This is a genomic window from Klebsiella sp. CN_Kp100 (genome assembly GCF_040065315.1).
Lineage (GTDB): Bacteria > Pseudomonadota > Gammaproteobacteria > Enterobacterales > Enterobacteriaceae > Klebsiella > Klebsiella oxytoca.
In genome coordinates this window covers 52,741-66,516 of sequence record NZ_JBEAIJ010000042.1, presented here as the reverse complement: position 1 = coordinate 66,516, position 13,776 = coordinate 52,741, and the positions used below count along the sequence as shown (strand labels likewise).

14 protein-coding genes are annotated in these 13,776 nt (G+C 57.7%); 10 read left to right on the top strand and 4 right to left on the bottom strand.

Translation table 11 applies throughout. From position 1 onward, the window contains the following. Positions 1-16: 16 nt before the first annotated feature. From poxB to ABLV12_RS18285, 4 genes are all read left to right on the top strand, one after another. Entirely contained in the window at positions 17-1,735 is a 1,719-nt protein-coding gene (gene poxB, locus ABLV12_RS18300) for a ubiquinone-dependent pyruvate dehydrogenase (protein ID WP_348867213.1), read from the top strand. Between the two features lie 154 nt (positions 1,736-1,889). Further along, positions 1,890-2,891 carry a low-specificity L-threonine aldolase gene (gene ltaE, locus ABLV12_RS18295; RefSeq protein ID WP_348867212.1) on the top strand — a complete coding sequence of 334 codons (1,002 nt, stop codon included), beginning with the start codon at positions 1,890-1,892 and terminating at the stop codon, positions 2,889-2,891. Positions 2,892-2,901: 10 nt separating this feature from the next. Beyond that, complete coding sequence (locus tag ABLV12_RS18290) at positions 2,902-4,335, top strand: DUF2867 domain-containing protein (RefSeq protein ID WP_348867211.1); 1,434 nt, start codon at positions 2,902-2,904, stop codon at positions 4,333-4,335. A gap of 96 nt (positions 4,336-4,431) precedes the next feature. Further along, complete coding sequence (locus ABLV12_RS18285; protein ID WP_004100611.1) at positions 4,432-5,445, top strand: NAD(P)-dependent oxidoreductase; 1,014 nt, start codon at positions 4,432-4,434, stop codon at positions 5,443-5,445. Here ABLV12_RS18285 and ABLV12_RS18280 read toward each other — a convergent pair. Continuing rightward, on the bottom strand, positions 5,442-6,272 hold the full coding sequence (locus tag ABLV12_RS18280) for an N-acetylmuramoyl-L-alanine amidase (RefSeq protein WP_064396676.1): 831 nt from the start codon (positions 6,270-6,272) through the stop codon (positions 5,442-5,444). The two genes, ABLV12_RS18285 and ABLV12_RS18280, sit on opposite strands and share 4 nt — an antisense overlap. Beyond that, on the bottom strand, positions 6,269-6,592 hold the full coding sequence (locus ABLV12_RS18275) for a heavy metal-binding domain-containing protein (protein WP_004100606.1): 324 nt from the start codon (positions 6,590-6,592) through the stop codon (positions 6,269-6,271). Before ABLV12_RS18275 ends, ABLV12_RS18280 begins: the two co-directional genes overlap by 4 nt. A 117-nt stretch (positions 6,593-6,709) precedes the next feature. Between ABLV12_RS18275 and ABLV12_RS18270 the strand changes: the two genes are divergently transcribed. The 6 genes from ABLV12_RS18270 to artJ all read left to right on the top strand — a co-directional run bounded on the left by ABLV12_RS18270 (position 6,710) and on the right by artJ (position 11,323). After that, positions 6,710-7,225: a lipoprotein gene (locus tag ABLV12_RS18270; RefSeq protein ID WP_004100604.1), complete on the top strand. Its 516-nt coding sequence runs from the start codon at positions 6,710-6,712 to the stop codon at positions 7,223-7,225. A 324-nt stretch (positions 7,226-7,549) separates the two neighbouring features. Continuing rightward, a complete protein-coding gene (gene artP / locus ABLV12_RS18265) occupies positions 7,550-8,278 on the top strand; it encodes an arginine ABC transporter ATP-binding protein ArtP (RefSeq protein WP_004111834.1) in 729 nt (242 codons plus the stop codon). 19 nt (positions 8,279-8,297) lie between these two features. Next, on the top strand, positions 8,298-9,029 hold the full coding sequence (artI, locus tag ABLV12_RS18260) for an arginine ABC transporter substrate-binding protein ArtI (protein ID WP_064396675.1): 732 nt from the start codon (positions 8,298-8,300) through the stop codon (positions 9,027-9,029). 6 nt (positions 9,030-9,035) lie between these two features. Next, complete coding sequence (artQ, locus tag ABLV12_RS18255) at positions 9,036-9,752, top strand: arginine ABC transporter permease ArtQ (protein WP_004111832.1); 717 nt, start codon at positions 9,036-9,038, stop codon at positions 9,750-9,752. Beyond that, positions 9,752-10,420 (top strand): arginine ABC transporter permease ArtM, encoded by a 669-nt coding sequence (gene artM, locus ABLV12_RS18250; RefSeq protein ID WP_004100597.1) that lies wholly within the window; start codon positions 9,752-9,754, stop codon positions 10,418-10,420. The genes artQ and artM overlap by 1 nt, the downstream gene beginning before the upstream one ends. Positions 10,421-10,591: 171 nt before the next feature. After that, positions 10,592-11,323, top strand: a complete 732-nt coding sequence (gene artJ, locus ABLV12_RS18245) for an arginine ABC transporter substrate-binding protein ArtJ (RefSeq protein ID WP_017146217.1) — start codon at positions 10,592-10,594, stop codon at positions 11,321-11,323. Between the two features lie 216 nt (positions 11,324-11,539). Here artJ and ABLV12_RS18240 read toward each other — a convergent pair whose 3' ends face one another. Both ABLV12_RS18240 and ABLV12_RS18235 read right to left on the bottom strand, forming a co-directional pair. Then, the gene (locus ABLV12_RS18240; protein ID WP_064396671.1) at positions 11,540-13,012 is read right to left on the bottom strand and encodes an ATP-binding protein; all 1,473 of its coding nucleotides are present in this window, start codon (positions 13,010-13,012) and stop codon (positions 11,540-11,542) included. Next, a complete protein-coding gene (locus ABLV12_RS18235; RefSeq protein ID WP_142478275.1) occupies positions 13,009-13,725 on the bottom strand; it encodes a response regulator transcription factor in 717 nt (238 codons plus the stop codon). The genes ABLV12_RS18240 and ABLV12_RS18235 overlap by 4 nt, the downstream gene beginning before the upstream one ends. Positions 13,726-13,776: the final 51 nt, after the last annotated feature.

The following is a 13,776-nucleotide window of genomic DNA, read 5'->3' as shown; positions in this document are numbered from 1 at the left end:
AAGGAGATGGAAAACCATGAAACAGACCGTGGCGGCATACATTGCCAAAACTCTAGAACAGGCTGGCGTTAAACGTATTTGGGGCGTGACCGGGGATTCTCTTAATGGCTTAAGCGACAGCCTGAACCGCATGGGGACCATCGACTGGATGCCCACGCGCCATGAAGAAGTTGCCGCCTTCGCCGCCGGAGCGGAAGCGCAGCTTACCGGCGAACTGGCGGTGTGCGCCGGTTCCTGCGGGCCGGGCAACCTGCATCTGATTAACGGTCTTTTCGACTGCCACCGCAACCATGTTCCGGTGCTGGCCATCGCCGCCCATATTCCTTCCAGCGAAATCGGCAGCGGTTACTTTCAGGAAACGCATCCGCAGGAGCTGTTTCGCGAATGCAGCCACTACTGCGAACTGGTCTCCTCGCCGGAGCAGATCCCGCAGGTGCTGGCCATCGCTATGCGCAAAGCGGTGATTAACCGCGGCGTCTCGGTAGTGGTGCTCCCCGGCGACGTTGCGCTAAAACCCGCGCCGGAAAGCGCCAGCAGCCACTGGTACCACGCCCCGCTGCCGCAGGTGACGCCGGCAGAAGAAGAACTGAAAAAACTGGCCCAGCTGCTGCGCTATTCGAGCAATATCGCGCTGATGTGCGGCAGCGGCTGCGCCGGAGCGCATAAAGAGCTGGTTGAGTTCGCCGCGAAGCTGAAAGCGCCTATCGTTCACGCGCTGCGCGGCAAAGAGCACGTTGAATACGATAACCCTTATGATGTTGGGATGACCGGGCTGATAGGCTTCTCCTCCGGTTTCCATACCATGATGAACGCTGACACCCTGGTGCTGCTCGGCACCCAGTTCCCCTACCGCGCCTTCTACCCGACGGACGCAAAAATTATTCAGATCGATATCAACCCCGGCAGTATCGGCGCGCACAGTAAAGTGGACATGGCGCTGATCGGCGATGTCAAATCCACCCTCAGCGCGCTGCTGCCGCATCTGGAAGAGAAAACCGACCGCAAGTTCCTCGACAAAGCCCTGGAACACTATCGCGACGCGCGCAAGGGGCTCGATGACCTGGCGAAGCCAAGCGATAAAACCCTTCATCCGCAGTATCTGGCGCAGCGGATCAGCCACTTTGCCGACGACGACGCCATTTTTACCTGTGACGTCGGAACGCCAACCGTGTGGGCTGCGCGCTATTTACAGATGAACGGCAAGCGCCGCCTGATCGGATCGTTCAACCACGGTTCGATGGCTAACGCCATGCCGCAGGCCATCGGCGCGAAGGCCACCGCCCCCGACCGGCAGGTCGTGGCAATGTGCGGCGACGGCGGCTTTAGCATGCTGATGGGGGATTTTCTCTCGCTGGCGCAAATGAAGCTGCCGGTGAAGATCGTTATCTTCAATAACGGCGTCCTGGGCTTTGTCGCGATGGAGATGAAGGCCGGCGGCTATCTGACAGACGGCACCGAGCTGCATGCGACCAACTTTGCCCGCATCGCCGAGGCCTGCGGCATTAAGGGCATCCGTGTCGAAAAAGCGGCTGACGTAGACCAGGCGTTGCAAACCGCCTTCAGTACCGACGGCCCGGTCCTGGTGGATGTGGTGGTCGCCAGTGAAGAACTGGCGATGCCGCCGCAGATCAAACTGGAGCAGGCCAAAGGTTTCAGCCTTTACATGCTGCGCGCGATTATCAGCGGCCGCGGCGATGAGGTTATCGAACTGGCGAAAACTAACTGGCTAAGGTAAAAATATCCTTTTCAATTCATACGCAAAAACATTCGTGTCGCATCAAGGCGGCAAGCCCGAAAATCCCCGGAAGCAGAAATAACGATGTGACCGGGGTTTGAGGGTGCAGCCAACGCAGAGGCAGCGCGAAGGATGAAGTGTATAAGGATATGTCATGATAGATTTACGCAGTGATACCGTCACCCGCCCGGGCCGCGCCATGCGGGAAGCGATGATGGCCGCCCCGGTCGGGGATGACGTGTATGGCGATGACCCGACCGTTAACGAACTCCAGCGCTTTGCCGCCGACCTGGCGGGCAAAGAGGCCGCTATCTTCTTGCCGACCGGCACTCAGGCCAACCTGGTCGCGCTGCTCAGCCACTGCCAGCGCGGCGAAGAGTATATTGTCGGCCAGGGCGCGCATAATTATCTCTACGAAGCCGGCGGCGCGGCGGTGCTCGGCAGTATCCAGCCGCAGCCTATCGACACCGCAGCTGACGGCTCCCTGCCGCTCGATAAAGTCGCAGCCAAAATCAAACCGGACGATATCCATTTCGCCCCTACCCGGCTACTGTCGCTGGAAAACACCCACAACGGCAAAGTGCTGCCGCGTGAATATCTTAAAGATGCCTGGGAGTTTACGCGTCAGCGCGGCCTGGGGCTGCACGTCGACGGGGCGCGTATCTTTAACGCCGTCGTGGAATACGGCTGCGCGCTGCGTGAGATCACCCGCTACTGCGACTCTTTCACCATCTGTCTGTCTAAAGGTCTCGGCGCGCCGGTAGGCTCGCTGCTGGTGGGGAGCGAAGCGTATATTCGCCGCGCCATCCGCTGGCGGAAAATGGTCGGCGGCGGGATGCGTCAGGCCGGGATTCTGGCGGCTGCGGGCCTGTATGCTTTGCAGAACAACGTCGAGCGTTTAAAAGAGGATCATGATAACGCCGCATGGATGGCAGAACAGCTGCGCGCCGCCGGCGCGGAAGTGATGCGTCATGACACCAATATGCTGTTTGTTCGCGTCGGTGAAGCGCGCGCCGCCGCCCTGGGCGAGTATCTGCGCGAACGCGGAGTGCTGATCAACGCCTCGCCCATCGTGCGCCTGGTGACGCATATTGACGTGAACCGTCAGCAGCTTGCCGAGGTGGTTAGCCACTGGCAGACATTTTTAAATCGTTAAGGAGACCGGCGTGTCGCAGCGAATTCTGGTGCTTGGCGCCAGCGGTTATATCGGCCAGCATCTGGTGACAAGGCTCAGCGAGCAGGGCTTCACCGTGCTGGCGGCGGCGCGCCAGATCGACAGACTCAAGAAGCAGCATCTCCCCGGCGTCGAGTGCTATTCGCTCGATTTAAACCAGCCTGACGCGCTACCCGCCCTGCTGGCGCAGGTTGACACCGTTTATTATCTGGTACACGGGATGGGCGAAGGCGGCGACTTTATCCGCCACGAGCGGCAGGTCGCCCTTAACGTCCGCGACGCGCTGCGCAAGACGCCGGTGAACGAAGTCATTTTTCTCAGTTCGTTACAGGTTGCAGAAGAGGAGCAATCCGATCATCTGCGCGCCCGCCAGATCACCGGCGATCTGCTGCGCGAATCGGGCGTACCGGTAGCGGAAGTTCGCGCCGGCATTATCGTCGGCGCCGGTTCCGCCGCGTTCGAAGTGATGCGCGATATGGTTTACAACCTGCCGGTACTGACGCCGCCGCGCTGGGTACGCTCGCGCACCACGCCGATTGCGCTGGATAACTTACTCTATTATCTGCTGCAGCTGCTGAGCCATCCTGCGGCAGAGCATCGCATTTTTGAAGCCGCCGGGCCGGAAATTTTGAGCTATCAGCAGCAGTTTATCCGCTTTATGGCGGTCAGCGGCAAACGTCGGCCGTTGATCCCCATTCCTTTTCCGACCCGTTGGATTTCGGTGTGGTTTCTCAACATCATTACTTCAGTGCCGTCAACCACGGCCAGGGCGCTAATTCAGGGGCTAAAGCACGATCTGATCGCCGACGACCGCGCCCTGCGGGCGCTCATCCCGCAACCTCTCATCGCTTTTGATGAAGCGGTGCGCCGCACGCTAAAGGAAGAGGAGCAGTTGGTGAACTCCAGCGACTGGGGCTACGATGCGCAGGCCTTTGCCCGCTGGCGCCCAGAGTACGGTTACTACCCGAAACAGGCGGGCTGCACCGTTAACACTTCCGCCAGCCTTGCTGCGCTGTGGAAGGTGGTCAACCAAATTGGCGGCAAAGAGGGCTATTTCTTCGGCAACGCTCTGTGGAAAACTCGCGGCGCGATGGATCTGCTGGTCGGTCACCGGCTGGCAAAAGGACGCCCGGAAAATGAATATCTGCAGACCGGCGATGCGGTGGACAGCTGGAAGGTGATTATCGTCGAGCCGGAAAAGCAGTTGACGCTGTTATTCGGCATGAAAGCGCCCGGCCTTGGCCGCCTGAGCTTTACCCTGTGCGATAAAGGCGACCATCGCGAACTGGACGTCCGCGCCTGGTGGCACCCGCACGGTATGCCGGGGCTCTGCTACTGGTTGCTGATGATCCCGGCGCATCTGTTTATTTTTCGCGGTATGGCCCGACGCATCGCGCACCTGGCGGAGCAAATCACCATCAAATAGAGTATAGGTACAGAATTCTTTCATGATTCTCATTGCATCGTAGTCAGAATCACGGAAAAATGCGCACGAAATTCTTTTGTTAAACAGTGGATCGATATGAAGGTACTGGTTACCGGTGCGACCAGCGGATTAGGCCGCAACGCGGTGGAATATCTGCGTAACAGGGGCATTAGCGTCAGAGCGACCGGGCGCAACGAAGCGATGGGCAAGCTTCTGAGCAAAATGGGCGCAGAGTTCGTCCCTGCGGACTTAACCGAGCTGGTCTCTTCGCAGGCCAAAGTGATGCTCGCCGGTATCGATACCCTGTGGCACTGTTCCAGCTTTACTTCACCCTGGGGCACTCAGCAGGCTTTCGATTTAGCCAACGTCCGCGCAACCCGTCGCCTCGGCGAATGGGCGGTTGCCTGGGGCGTACGCAACTTTGTACATATCTCCTCGCCGTCGCTCTATTTTGATTACCACCATCATCGCGATGTTCAGGAAGATTTTCGTCCGCAGCGTTTCGCCAACGAATTCGCCCGCAGCAAGGCGGCAAGCGAAGACGTGATCCATCTTCTGGCGCAAGCCAACCCGAATACCCGCTTCACGATCCTGCGTCCGCAAAGCCTGTTTGGCCCGCATGATAAAGTGTTTATTCCGCGTCTGGCGCAGATGATGCAGCACTATGGCAGCGTTCTGTTACCGCGCGGCGGCAGCGCGCTGGTGGACATGACCTATTATGAAAACGCGGTGCACGCGATGTGGCTCGCCAGCCAGCCACAGTGCGACCTTCTGCCCTCGGCCCGGGCGTACAACATCACTAACGGCGAACCGCAAACCTTGCACAGCATCGTGTTGAAACTCATCGATGAGCTGGGGATTAAGTGCCGCATCCGATCGGTTCCCTATCCTATGCTGGATATTATCGCCCGCAGCATGGAGCGCTTTGGCAATAAGTCAGCTAAAGAGCCCGCCTTTACCCACTACGGTGTCTCCAAGCTGAACTTCGATTTTACCCTTGATATCTCTCGCGCTCAGCAGGAGCTGGGCTATCAGCCGGTGGTGAACATGGATGAAGGGATTATCCGCACCGCCGCGTGGTTGAAGGACCACGGCAAGCTGCACTATTAACCGCGCCCGTACTTTTCCAGCAGCGCTTCAGCAATCGCCAGCGTTTGCGCATCGGCAACGCCGTCCCAGCGCGCGGGGCGGAAGTGCATCTGGAAAGCCATAATCACCCGCTTTTGCTGCGCTGGGGTCATTTCCGGCGTCACCTGATAGCCGTAGCGCGCCAGGACGTCCAGCAGCTCGGCAGTGTCTACCGGCTCGTATGACGGACGCCCCTGCAGATAAAACGCCACGCGCCGGGCATCCGGCCATGCGCCAATCCCCTGCTCCGCCAGCCTGCGCCACGGGAACAGCGGCCCCGGATCGTCTTTGCGCTGCGGGGCAATGTCGGCATGCGCGACTACGTTCTGCGGCAGGATCTGATAGCGAGCGATGATGTCCTTCGCCAACGGGATCAGGGCGTCAATCTGCGCCGGATTAAACGGCGTAAAGCTTTTCACCCCCGCCGTTTTTTGCCAGCCGCGATTCTCCAGCTCAATGCCAATCGAGGTATCGTTAATGCGCGTGCTGCCGCGCCAGAAGCTGACCCCCGCATGCCAGGCCAGATCCTCTTCCGGCACCAGCTGCCAGATCCGCGGTTTGCCTCCGTGCAGCGGCGGTTTCTCCGGGATCAGATAGTGAGAGCTCACCTGATTATCCGTCAGCGTCGCTAAGGAAACGTCGAAATCATCGGCGGTATAGTGGATCACCAGCACTTTGATGCGCGGATAAGCGGCCTGCGCCGGATGGCGCGTATCCAGCTGATAGCCATCGCGATCGATAATACCTTTTTCGCTGGCGCAGCCCGCCAGCAGCAGCGCCAGCAGTACGGCTGCCCGGCATCGTTTCATCGGCGGGTCTTCACCGCGGTGCCGCTGACGCTGACCATCAGCATACTGCTGTCTTTTCCCACGGTTTCGTAGTCAATATCAATCCCGACCACCGCATTGGCGCCCAGCGCCTTCGCCTGCTCGCTCAGCTCTTCAAACGCAATTTCGCGGGCCTTGCGCAGCTCTTTTTCATAGGCGCCGGAACGACCGCCGACGATATCGCGAATGCTGGCGAAAAAATCGCGGAATACGTTGGCGCCGAGAATCGCTTCCCCGGTGACGACGCCGCAGTATTCAATGATGGGCTGACCTTCAAGGGTCGGAGTAGTGGAAAATTGCATGATGAAACTCCTTCTTTAGCGTTCAATGCGTTAGCTCTAAGGGTCAAGCACAATCCCTATCTGATACACTATGCTTGAAAAGATATTCTAACGTAGTGAGCTCATAAGGAAATCATCATGCGCTACAAAGTTCTTGCACTCGTCCTCCCCTGCGCGCTGGCGCTCAGCGCCTGTACTACCGTCACGCCTGCCTACAAAGATAACGGCACCCGTAGCGGCCCCTGCATCGAAGGCGGCCCGGATGACGTGGCGCAGAAGTTTTATGACTACCAGCTGCAGAATCGCAATAGCGATTTAACCGCGCTGCGTCCGTACCTGAGCGACGGTCTGGCAAAACTGCTGAACGACGCGCGTCAGGATCCATCGAACAACGCCCTGCTGCAGTCTAATCTGTTCTCCAGCAGCAGTACCCCGGCCGACAGCGCCGAGGTCGCCAGCGCCTCCACGATCCCCAACCGCGATGCGCGCAACATTCCGCTGCGCGTGGAGCTAAAACAGGGCACCCAAAGCTGGAAGGATGAAGTGCTGATGATTCAGGAAGGCCAGTGCTGGGCGGTAGATGACGTCCGCTACCTCGGCAATAACGGCCATGCGCCGGCAGGCACCCTGCGTCAAAGTCTGGAAAAACGCTAACCGGCCGCTGGCACCTGGCAAAGAATCCCCGGTCTCCTTCAAGGCGCAGACCGGGGGCCGGTAGAGGCGAGGCTCATGGCTGAGCCGGGTAACAAAGCCAACGCTTCTGCGGCCTGATGTATGACGGGTATAACCCGGTAAAATGTCGGTAATTACTCTGGTATTGCCGACATTTACTCCCCCCGCCTCCACGAAGCCATATTTTGTGCTAACTTTAAATGTAAACGTGGTTTACATTTAACTTTTAACGCATAAATATTGCATAACTATTCTGCCAAAGGTACTATTTGCGGCCTCAATTGCTATTTGTATCAGACTGCCCAGATGAGCATTAAATTAAACGGCATTAATTGCTTCTACGGCGCGCACCAGGCGCTGTTCGACATCACGCTGGATTGCCCGCAGGGGGAAACGCTGGTGCTGCTCGGCCCAAGCGGTGCCGGAAAAAGCTCGCTGCTGCGCGTTCTTAACCTGCTGGAGATGCCGCGTTCCGGCACGCTGCACATCGCCGGGAACCATTTCGACTTTACCAAAGCGCCTTCTGACAAAGCCATCCGCGAGCTGCGCCAGAACGTCGGTATGGTGTTCCAACAGTACAACCTGTGGCCGCATCTGACCGTGCAGCAAAACCTGATTGAAGCGCCTTGCCGCGTGCTCGGCTTAAGCAAAGATCAGGCTTTAGCGCGCGCAGAAAAGCTGCTCGAACGTCTGCGCCTGAAACCCTATAGCGATCGCTACCCGCTACATCTTTCCGGCGGCCAGCAGCAGCGTGTCGCCATTGCCCGCGCCCTGATGATGGAACCGCAGGTTCTGCTGTTTGATGAACCTACGGCGGCGCTCGATCCAGAAATCACCGCCCAGATCGTCAGTATTATCCGCGAACTGGCTGAAACCGGCATTACGCAGGTCATCGTCACCCACGAAGTGGAAGTGGCGCGTAAAACGGCAAGCCGCGTGGTGTATATGGAAAACGGCCATATCGTTGAACAAGGTGATGCCGGCTGCTTCGCGCATCCGCAGACCGACGCGTTTAAAAACTATCTTTCACATTGATGTTTTCGGGGAAATGACGATGAAAAAAGTACTGATTGCCGCTCTTCTTGCGGGCATGAGCCTCTCCGCTACCGCTGCCCAGACCATTCGTTTCGCCACCGAGGCCTCTTACCCTCCGTTTGAATCGATCGACGCTAATAACAAAATTGTCGGCTTTGACGTCGATCTGGCGAACGCGCTGTGTAAAGAGATTGATGCGAACTGCACCTTTACCAATCAGGCTTTCGACAGCCTGATTCCCAGCCTGAAGTTCCGCCGTTTCGACGCGGTAATGGCCGGGATGGATATCACCCCTGAGCGTGAAAAGCAGGTGCTGTTCACGACCCCGTACTATGAAAACTCTGCGCTGTTTGTCGGCCAGCAGGGTAAATTCACCAGCATCGATCAGCTGAAAGGCAAAAAAGTCGGCGTGCAGAACGGCACCACTCACCAGAAATTCATCACCGACAAACATCCGGAAATCACTACCGTTCCTTACGACAGCTACCAGAATGCGAAGCTGGACCTGCAGAACGGCCGTATTGACGCCGTGTTTGGCGATACCGCAGTGGTGACAGAATGGCTGAAGAGCAATCCGAAGCTGGGAGCAGTCGGCGACAAAGTCACCGATAAAGACTACTTCGGCACCGGTCTCGGCATTGCGCTGCGCCAGGGCAATACCGAGTTGCAGCAGAAATTTAACGCTGCGCTGGAAAAAGTGAAGAGCGATGGGACTTACCAGTCTATCTATAACAAATGGTTCCAGAAGTAACGCTGAATGAACGAAATTTTTCCATTAGCAAGCGCCGCCGGGATGACCGTCGGCCTTGCCGTTTGCGCCCTGATCATCGGTCTGGTGCTGGCCATGCTGTTTGCCGTCCTCGAGTCGGTGAAGCTGCGCCCGGTCGCCTGGCTCGCAACCGGCATTGTCACCCTTTTGCGCGGACTACCGGAAATCCTGGTAGTTCTGTTTATCTATTTTGGTTCCTCTCAGCTGCTGCTGACCCTTTCTGACGGCTTTACTATTAATCTCGGCATTGTGCAGATCCCGGTACAGATGCAGATTGAAAATTTTGACGTCAGCCCATTCCTGTGTGGGGCTATCGCGCTTTCTCTGCTGTATGCCGCTTACGCATCGCAAACGCTGCGCGGGGCGCTTAAAGCCGTTCCGCAGGGGCAATGGGAATCCGGTCAGGCGCTGGGATTATCAAAAGCCGCTATTTTCTTCCGCCTGGTGATGCCGCAGATGTGGCGCCACGCGCTGCCGGGCCTCGGCAACCAGTGGCTGGTGCTGCTGAAGGATACCGCACTGGTGAGCCTCATTAGCGTCAACGATCTGATGCTGCAAACCAAAAGTATCGCTACCCGAACCCAGGAGCCGTTTAACTGGTATATCATCGCGGCAGCAATCTATCTGGTCATCACCCTGTTGAGTCAGTACATTCTGAAACGTATTGATCAGCGAGCGACGCGCTTCGAACGGAGACCAGGCTGATGCTTGATTACTTACCCGAACTGCTAAAAGGGCTGCATACCAGCCTGACGCTGACCGCGGCCTCGATCGTCGTGGCGCTGATTTTGTCGCTAATCTTCACCATCATCCTGACGTTAAAAACCCCGGGGCTGGTGTGGGTCGTGCGCGGCTATATCACGCTGTTTACCGGCACGCCGCTGCTGGTGCAGATCTTCCTGATTTACTACGGCCCGGGCCAGTTTCCGTCGCTGCAGGAGTATCCGCTGCTCTGGCATCTGATTTCCGAGCCCTGGCTCTGCGCGCTGATTGCCCTTTCTCTTAACAGCGCCGCTTATACCACCCAGCTGTTCTATGGCGCAATCCGCGCCATTCCGGACGGCCAGTGGCAATCCTGCGGCGCGCTGGGGATGAGTAAGAAGGATACGCTGGCGATCCTGCTGCCGTACGCTTTTAAACGCGCCCTCTCCTCCTACTCCAATGAAGTGGTGCTGGTGTTCAAGAGCACGTCCCTGGCCTACACCATTACCCTGATGGAAGTGATGGGCCACAGCCAGCTGCTCTATGGACGCACCTATGATGTAATGGTGTTCGGCGCCGCCGGCATCGTTTATCTGGTGGTCAATGGCCTGCTGACGCTACTGATGCGTCTGGTGGAACATAAAGCGCTGGCCTTTGAGCGACGCAATTAAAAACGCATATCCAGCCAAATCAAGACGGGTAGTTCACTGAATTACCCGTCTTTTTTTATTCAAGCCAAATAAATATCCATATTTATTGAATATAAATTCATTTAGTGGCATTGTTACTGCCAGCCGCAGACACGGCACAACAACATAAGATTGACCGACGGGAGTTCCACGATGAAAAAGTTAGTTCTGGCCGCACTGCTTAGTTCTTTCGCCTTTGGCGCCGCTGCCGCAGAAAAAATCAGCTTTGGCGTTTCTGCAACTTACCCACCGTTTGAATCGATGGACGCCAATAACCAAATCGCCGGTTTCGACATCGACCTGGCCAACGCGCTGTGCAAACAGATGCAGGCCGAGTGTACTTTTACCAACCATGCCTTCGACAGCCTGATCCCGGCGCTCAAATTCAAGAAATATGATGCGGTCATCTCCGGCATGGACATTACCCCGGAACGCAGCAAGCAGGTGGCGTTTACCGACCCGTACTACGCTAACTCCGCGCTGGTAATCTCGAAGAAAGATGCTTTCCACTCTTTCGCCGATCTGAAAGGCAAGCGCATCGGGATGGAAAACGGCACCACGCACCAGAAATACCTCCAGGATAAACATCCGGAAGTGAAAACCGTGGCTTACGATAGCTACCAGAATGCGTTCATCGACCTGAAAAATGGCCGTATTGATGGGGTGTTTGGCGATACCGCCGTGGTCAACGAGTGGCTGAAAACCAACCCGCAGCTGGGCGCGGCAACGCCGAAGGTCACCGACGCGCAGTACTTCGGTACCGGCCTCGGCATTGCGGTACGCCCGGATAACAAAGCGCTGCTGGAAAAACTGAACGCCGCGCTGAAGGCGATTAAAGCTGACGGTACCTACGATAAAATCAGCAAGCAGTGGTTCCCGGAGTAAACCCTCCCGGAGGCGGCGCTTGACGCGCCTGTCCGGGCTACCGGCCCGCAGACAGCCGTGGCCCCGTAGCCCGGGCTAGCACAGCGCAGCCCGGGAAGAAGCCGCGCCAAAGTCTCCATCCCGGCGCATTCCCCGGGTTGCGGCGTAAACGCCTTCTCCGGGCTACCGTTGAGCAGACAGCGCTAAACCTATATCCCGAGCAACCAATCCGCCACCTTAAACCGGCAGGGTAAACTGGAAACAGGCTCCTGCCGGCGCTTCAAGCAGGCGAATATCGCCGCCGTGCAGCTGCAGCATCCGCCGGACAATCATTAATCCCAACCCTCCTCTCGATGCGCTTTGCGCGCCAGGTTCCAGCACCGAAGGTCGTTCAAACAAGGTTGCCCGCAGCTCGCCGGCGATGCCCGGCCCGCTATCGGCCACCTCGACGATAATCTCTGACCCTGACCGCCGAGCCGCCAGGCGAATAACCCCGCCCTCCGGCGTATGACGAATGGCGTTATCGAGCAAATTGGTCAACACCCGTTCAATCATTGAGAGATCGGCGGTGACCGGCGGTAATCCGGCAGCCAGCTCCAGCTGCAAACCGATATTGCGCGTCGCGACGGGCAGATCGAATTTTTGCGCCACATCCTGCACCAGCTCGGCCAGCACGAACGTTTCCGGCTGCGGCTTAATCCCACCGTGCTCCAGGCGGGCCAGCTCAAACAGCTGCTGAGAAAGATGGCGCACTTTATTGCCCTGGCGCAGCGCGATATTCAAATACTGCTTGTTCTCTTCCATCGTCAGGCGATCGGCCTTCAGGCTTAACGTTTCCAGATATCCCAGCAAGGAGGTGAGCGGCGTGCGTAAATCATGGGAGATATTGGCAACGAACTCTCGCCGCTGACGGTCGCTATCGGCCAGACGATCCCACTGCCCGGCAATCTGGCGGGCCAGTTCAATAAAGCGGTTATGCAGTACGGCGACTTCGTTTCCCGGATTCGCCTCCGGGGTTTGCGCCGCCAGCGCCTTAATCGCATGGATGCTGTCCTGCTCATTCGTAGCCACCAGCGCGGTGAGCTGACGCACCGGGCGCGTGACCCACCGCCAGGCGAGCAGTCCCGCCAGCAGGCCGAGAGCGGCCACCAGCAGCAGAGTCCACAGCAGCAGGCTGGACAGTGTTTTCAGCCAGGCGCTTGCCGCCAGTTCATTAAAGGTTTCGCCCTGCAGAATGATATAGAGATAGCCGCGCAGCTGACCGTCCTGGCGCAGCGGCGCCACGCTAAATACTTTTTGTTTATCAAGGCTGCGCGGATCATCGCCGTATACCGGCCACGCGCCGCCGGAAAGGAACGTTTGCACCGGCGCCAGATCGATGCGCTGACGTTTGATATGACCGGGCGGCGCGGCGTCGGCCAGCAGCTCGCCGTCGGGCGAAAGCAGATACAGTTCCACGCTGGGGTTGAAGGTCATTAGCCGGTCGAAAAGCGGTTTCAGCATCCGGCGGTCAACCTGCCCCTGAGCGTCCAGCAGCGGCTCGCGAGCGGCGATTTGCTGCGCCAGCCCGGCGGAAAGACGCTGGACCATCACGTTGCCGTACTGCGCGCTGCTGTAGAGCTGGATCAGGCAAACGGCTAACGCACAAAGCAGCAGTAACGAGGTAAACACCAGCGCCAGGCGCTGGCTGAGGCTGAGACGGCGGATCATGGCTGCGCCTCTTTGCGCTCCACGGCAAATTTATAGCCTTTACCCCAGACGGTCAAAATGATGTCCGGCTCCGCCGGGTCACGCTCAATTTTGGTGCGCAGACGGTTGATATGGGTATTGACCGTATGCTCATAGCCGTCGTGCTGATAGCCCCACACCCGATCGAGCAGCTCAAGACGGGAAAAGACCTCCCCGGGGTGACGAGCAAAATAGTATAAAAGATCGAACTCGCGCGGGGTGAGATCCACCATCTCGCCGCGCAGCTTAACGTCGCGGGATAGAGGATCGATGCTCAAGCCGTGGCTATTGATACGCCCGGCATCCATTAACAAATTTTGCCCCATCGCCTCCTGGCGACGGAACACCGCTTTGACCCGGGCGGTCAGTTCGAGAATCGAAAAGGGTTTGGCCAGATAATCATCCGCTCCCATCTCCAGCCCCTGTACCCGCTGGGTTTCGCTGGCGCGAGCGCTGATAATGATAACCGGCAGATAGCGGGTTTGCTGACGAATGTGCCGACAAATTTCCAGACCGTCTACGCCCGGCAGCATCAGGTCGAGGATCACCGCATCCCAAAGCTCTTTTTCCAGCAGGCGCAGGGCCTGGGCTCCGTCCGCCACGTGGACAATCTGATAGCCCTCATCCAGCAGATTCAGGCGCAGCAGCGCGGCGATATCTTCATCATCTTCAACCAACAGAATTTTTTTTGCCACCGGCAGCACTCCGCTATTCTTACGTTCTGATAAGCCAAGCTTACCCGATCT

Excerpts from the sequence above, each read along its gene's own strand:
- poxB (WP_348867213.1), top strand. The coding sequence starts at position 17 with ATGAAACAGACCGTGGCGGCATACATTGCCAAAACTCTAGAACAGGCT.
- ltaE (WP_348867212.1), top strand. The coding sequence starts at position 1,890 with ATGATAGATTTACGCAGTGATACCGTCACCCGCCCGGGCCGCGCCATG.
- ABLV12_RS18285 (WP_004100611.1), top strand. The coding sequence starts at position 4,432 with ATGAAGGTACTGGTTACCGGTGCGACCAGCGGATTAGGCCGCAACGCG.
- ABLV12_RS18280 (WP_064396676.1), bottom strand. The coding sequence starts at position 6,272 with ATGAAACGATGCCGGGCAGCCGTACTGCTGGCGCTGCTGCTGGCGGGC.
- ABLV12_RS18275 (WP_004100606.1), bottom strand. The coding sequence starts at position 6,592 with ATGCAATTTTCCACTACTCCGACCCTTGAAGGTCAGCCCATCATTGAA.
- ABLV12_RS18270 (WP_004100604.1), top strand. The coding sequence starts at position 6,710 with ATGCGCTACAAAGTTCTTGCACTCGTCCTCCCCTGCGCGCTGGCGCTC.
- artP (WP_004111834.1), top strand. The coding sequence starts at position 7,550 with ATGAGCATTAAATTAAACGGCATTAATTGCTTCTACGGCGCGCACCAG.
- artI (WP_064396675.1), top strand. The coding sequence starts at position 8,298 with ATGAAAAAAGTACTGATTGCCGCTCTTCTTGCGGGCATGAGCCTCTCC.
- artQ (WP_004111832.1), top strand. The coding sequence starts at position 9,036 with ATGAACGAAATTTTTCCATTAGCAAGCGCCGCCGGGATGACCGTCGGC.
- artM (WP_004100597.1), top strand. The coding sequence starts at position 9,752 with ATGCTTGATTACTTACCCGAACTGCTAAAAGGGCTGCATACCAGCCTG.
- artJ (WP_017146217.1), top strand. The coding sequence starts at position 10,592 with ATGAAAAAGTTAGTTCTGGCCGCACTGCTTAGTTCTTTCGCCTTTGGC.
- ABLV12_RS18240 (WP_064396671.1), bottom strand. The coding sequence starts at position 13,012 with ATGATCCGCCGTCTCAGCCTCAGCCAGCGCCTGGCGCTGGTGTTTACC.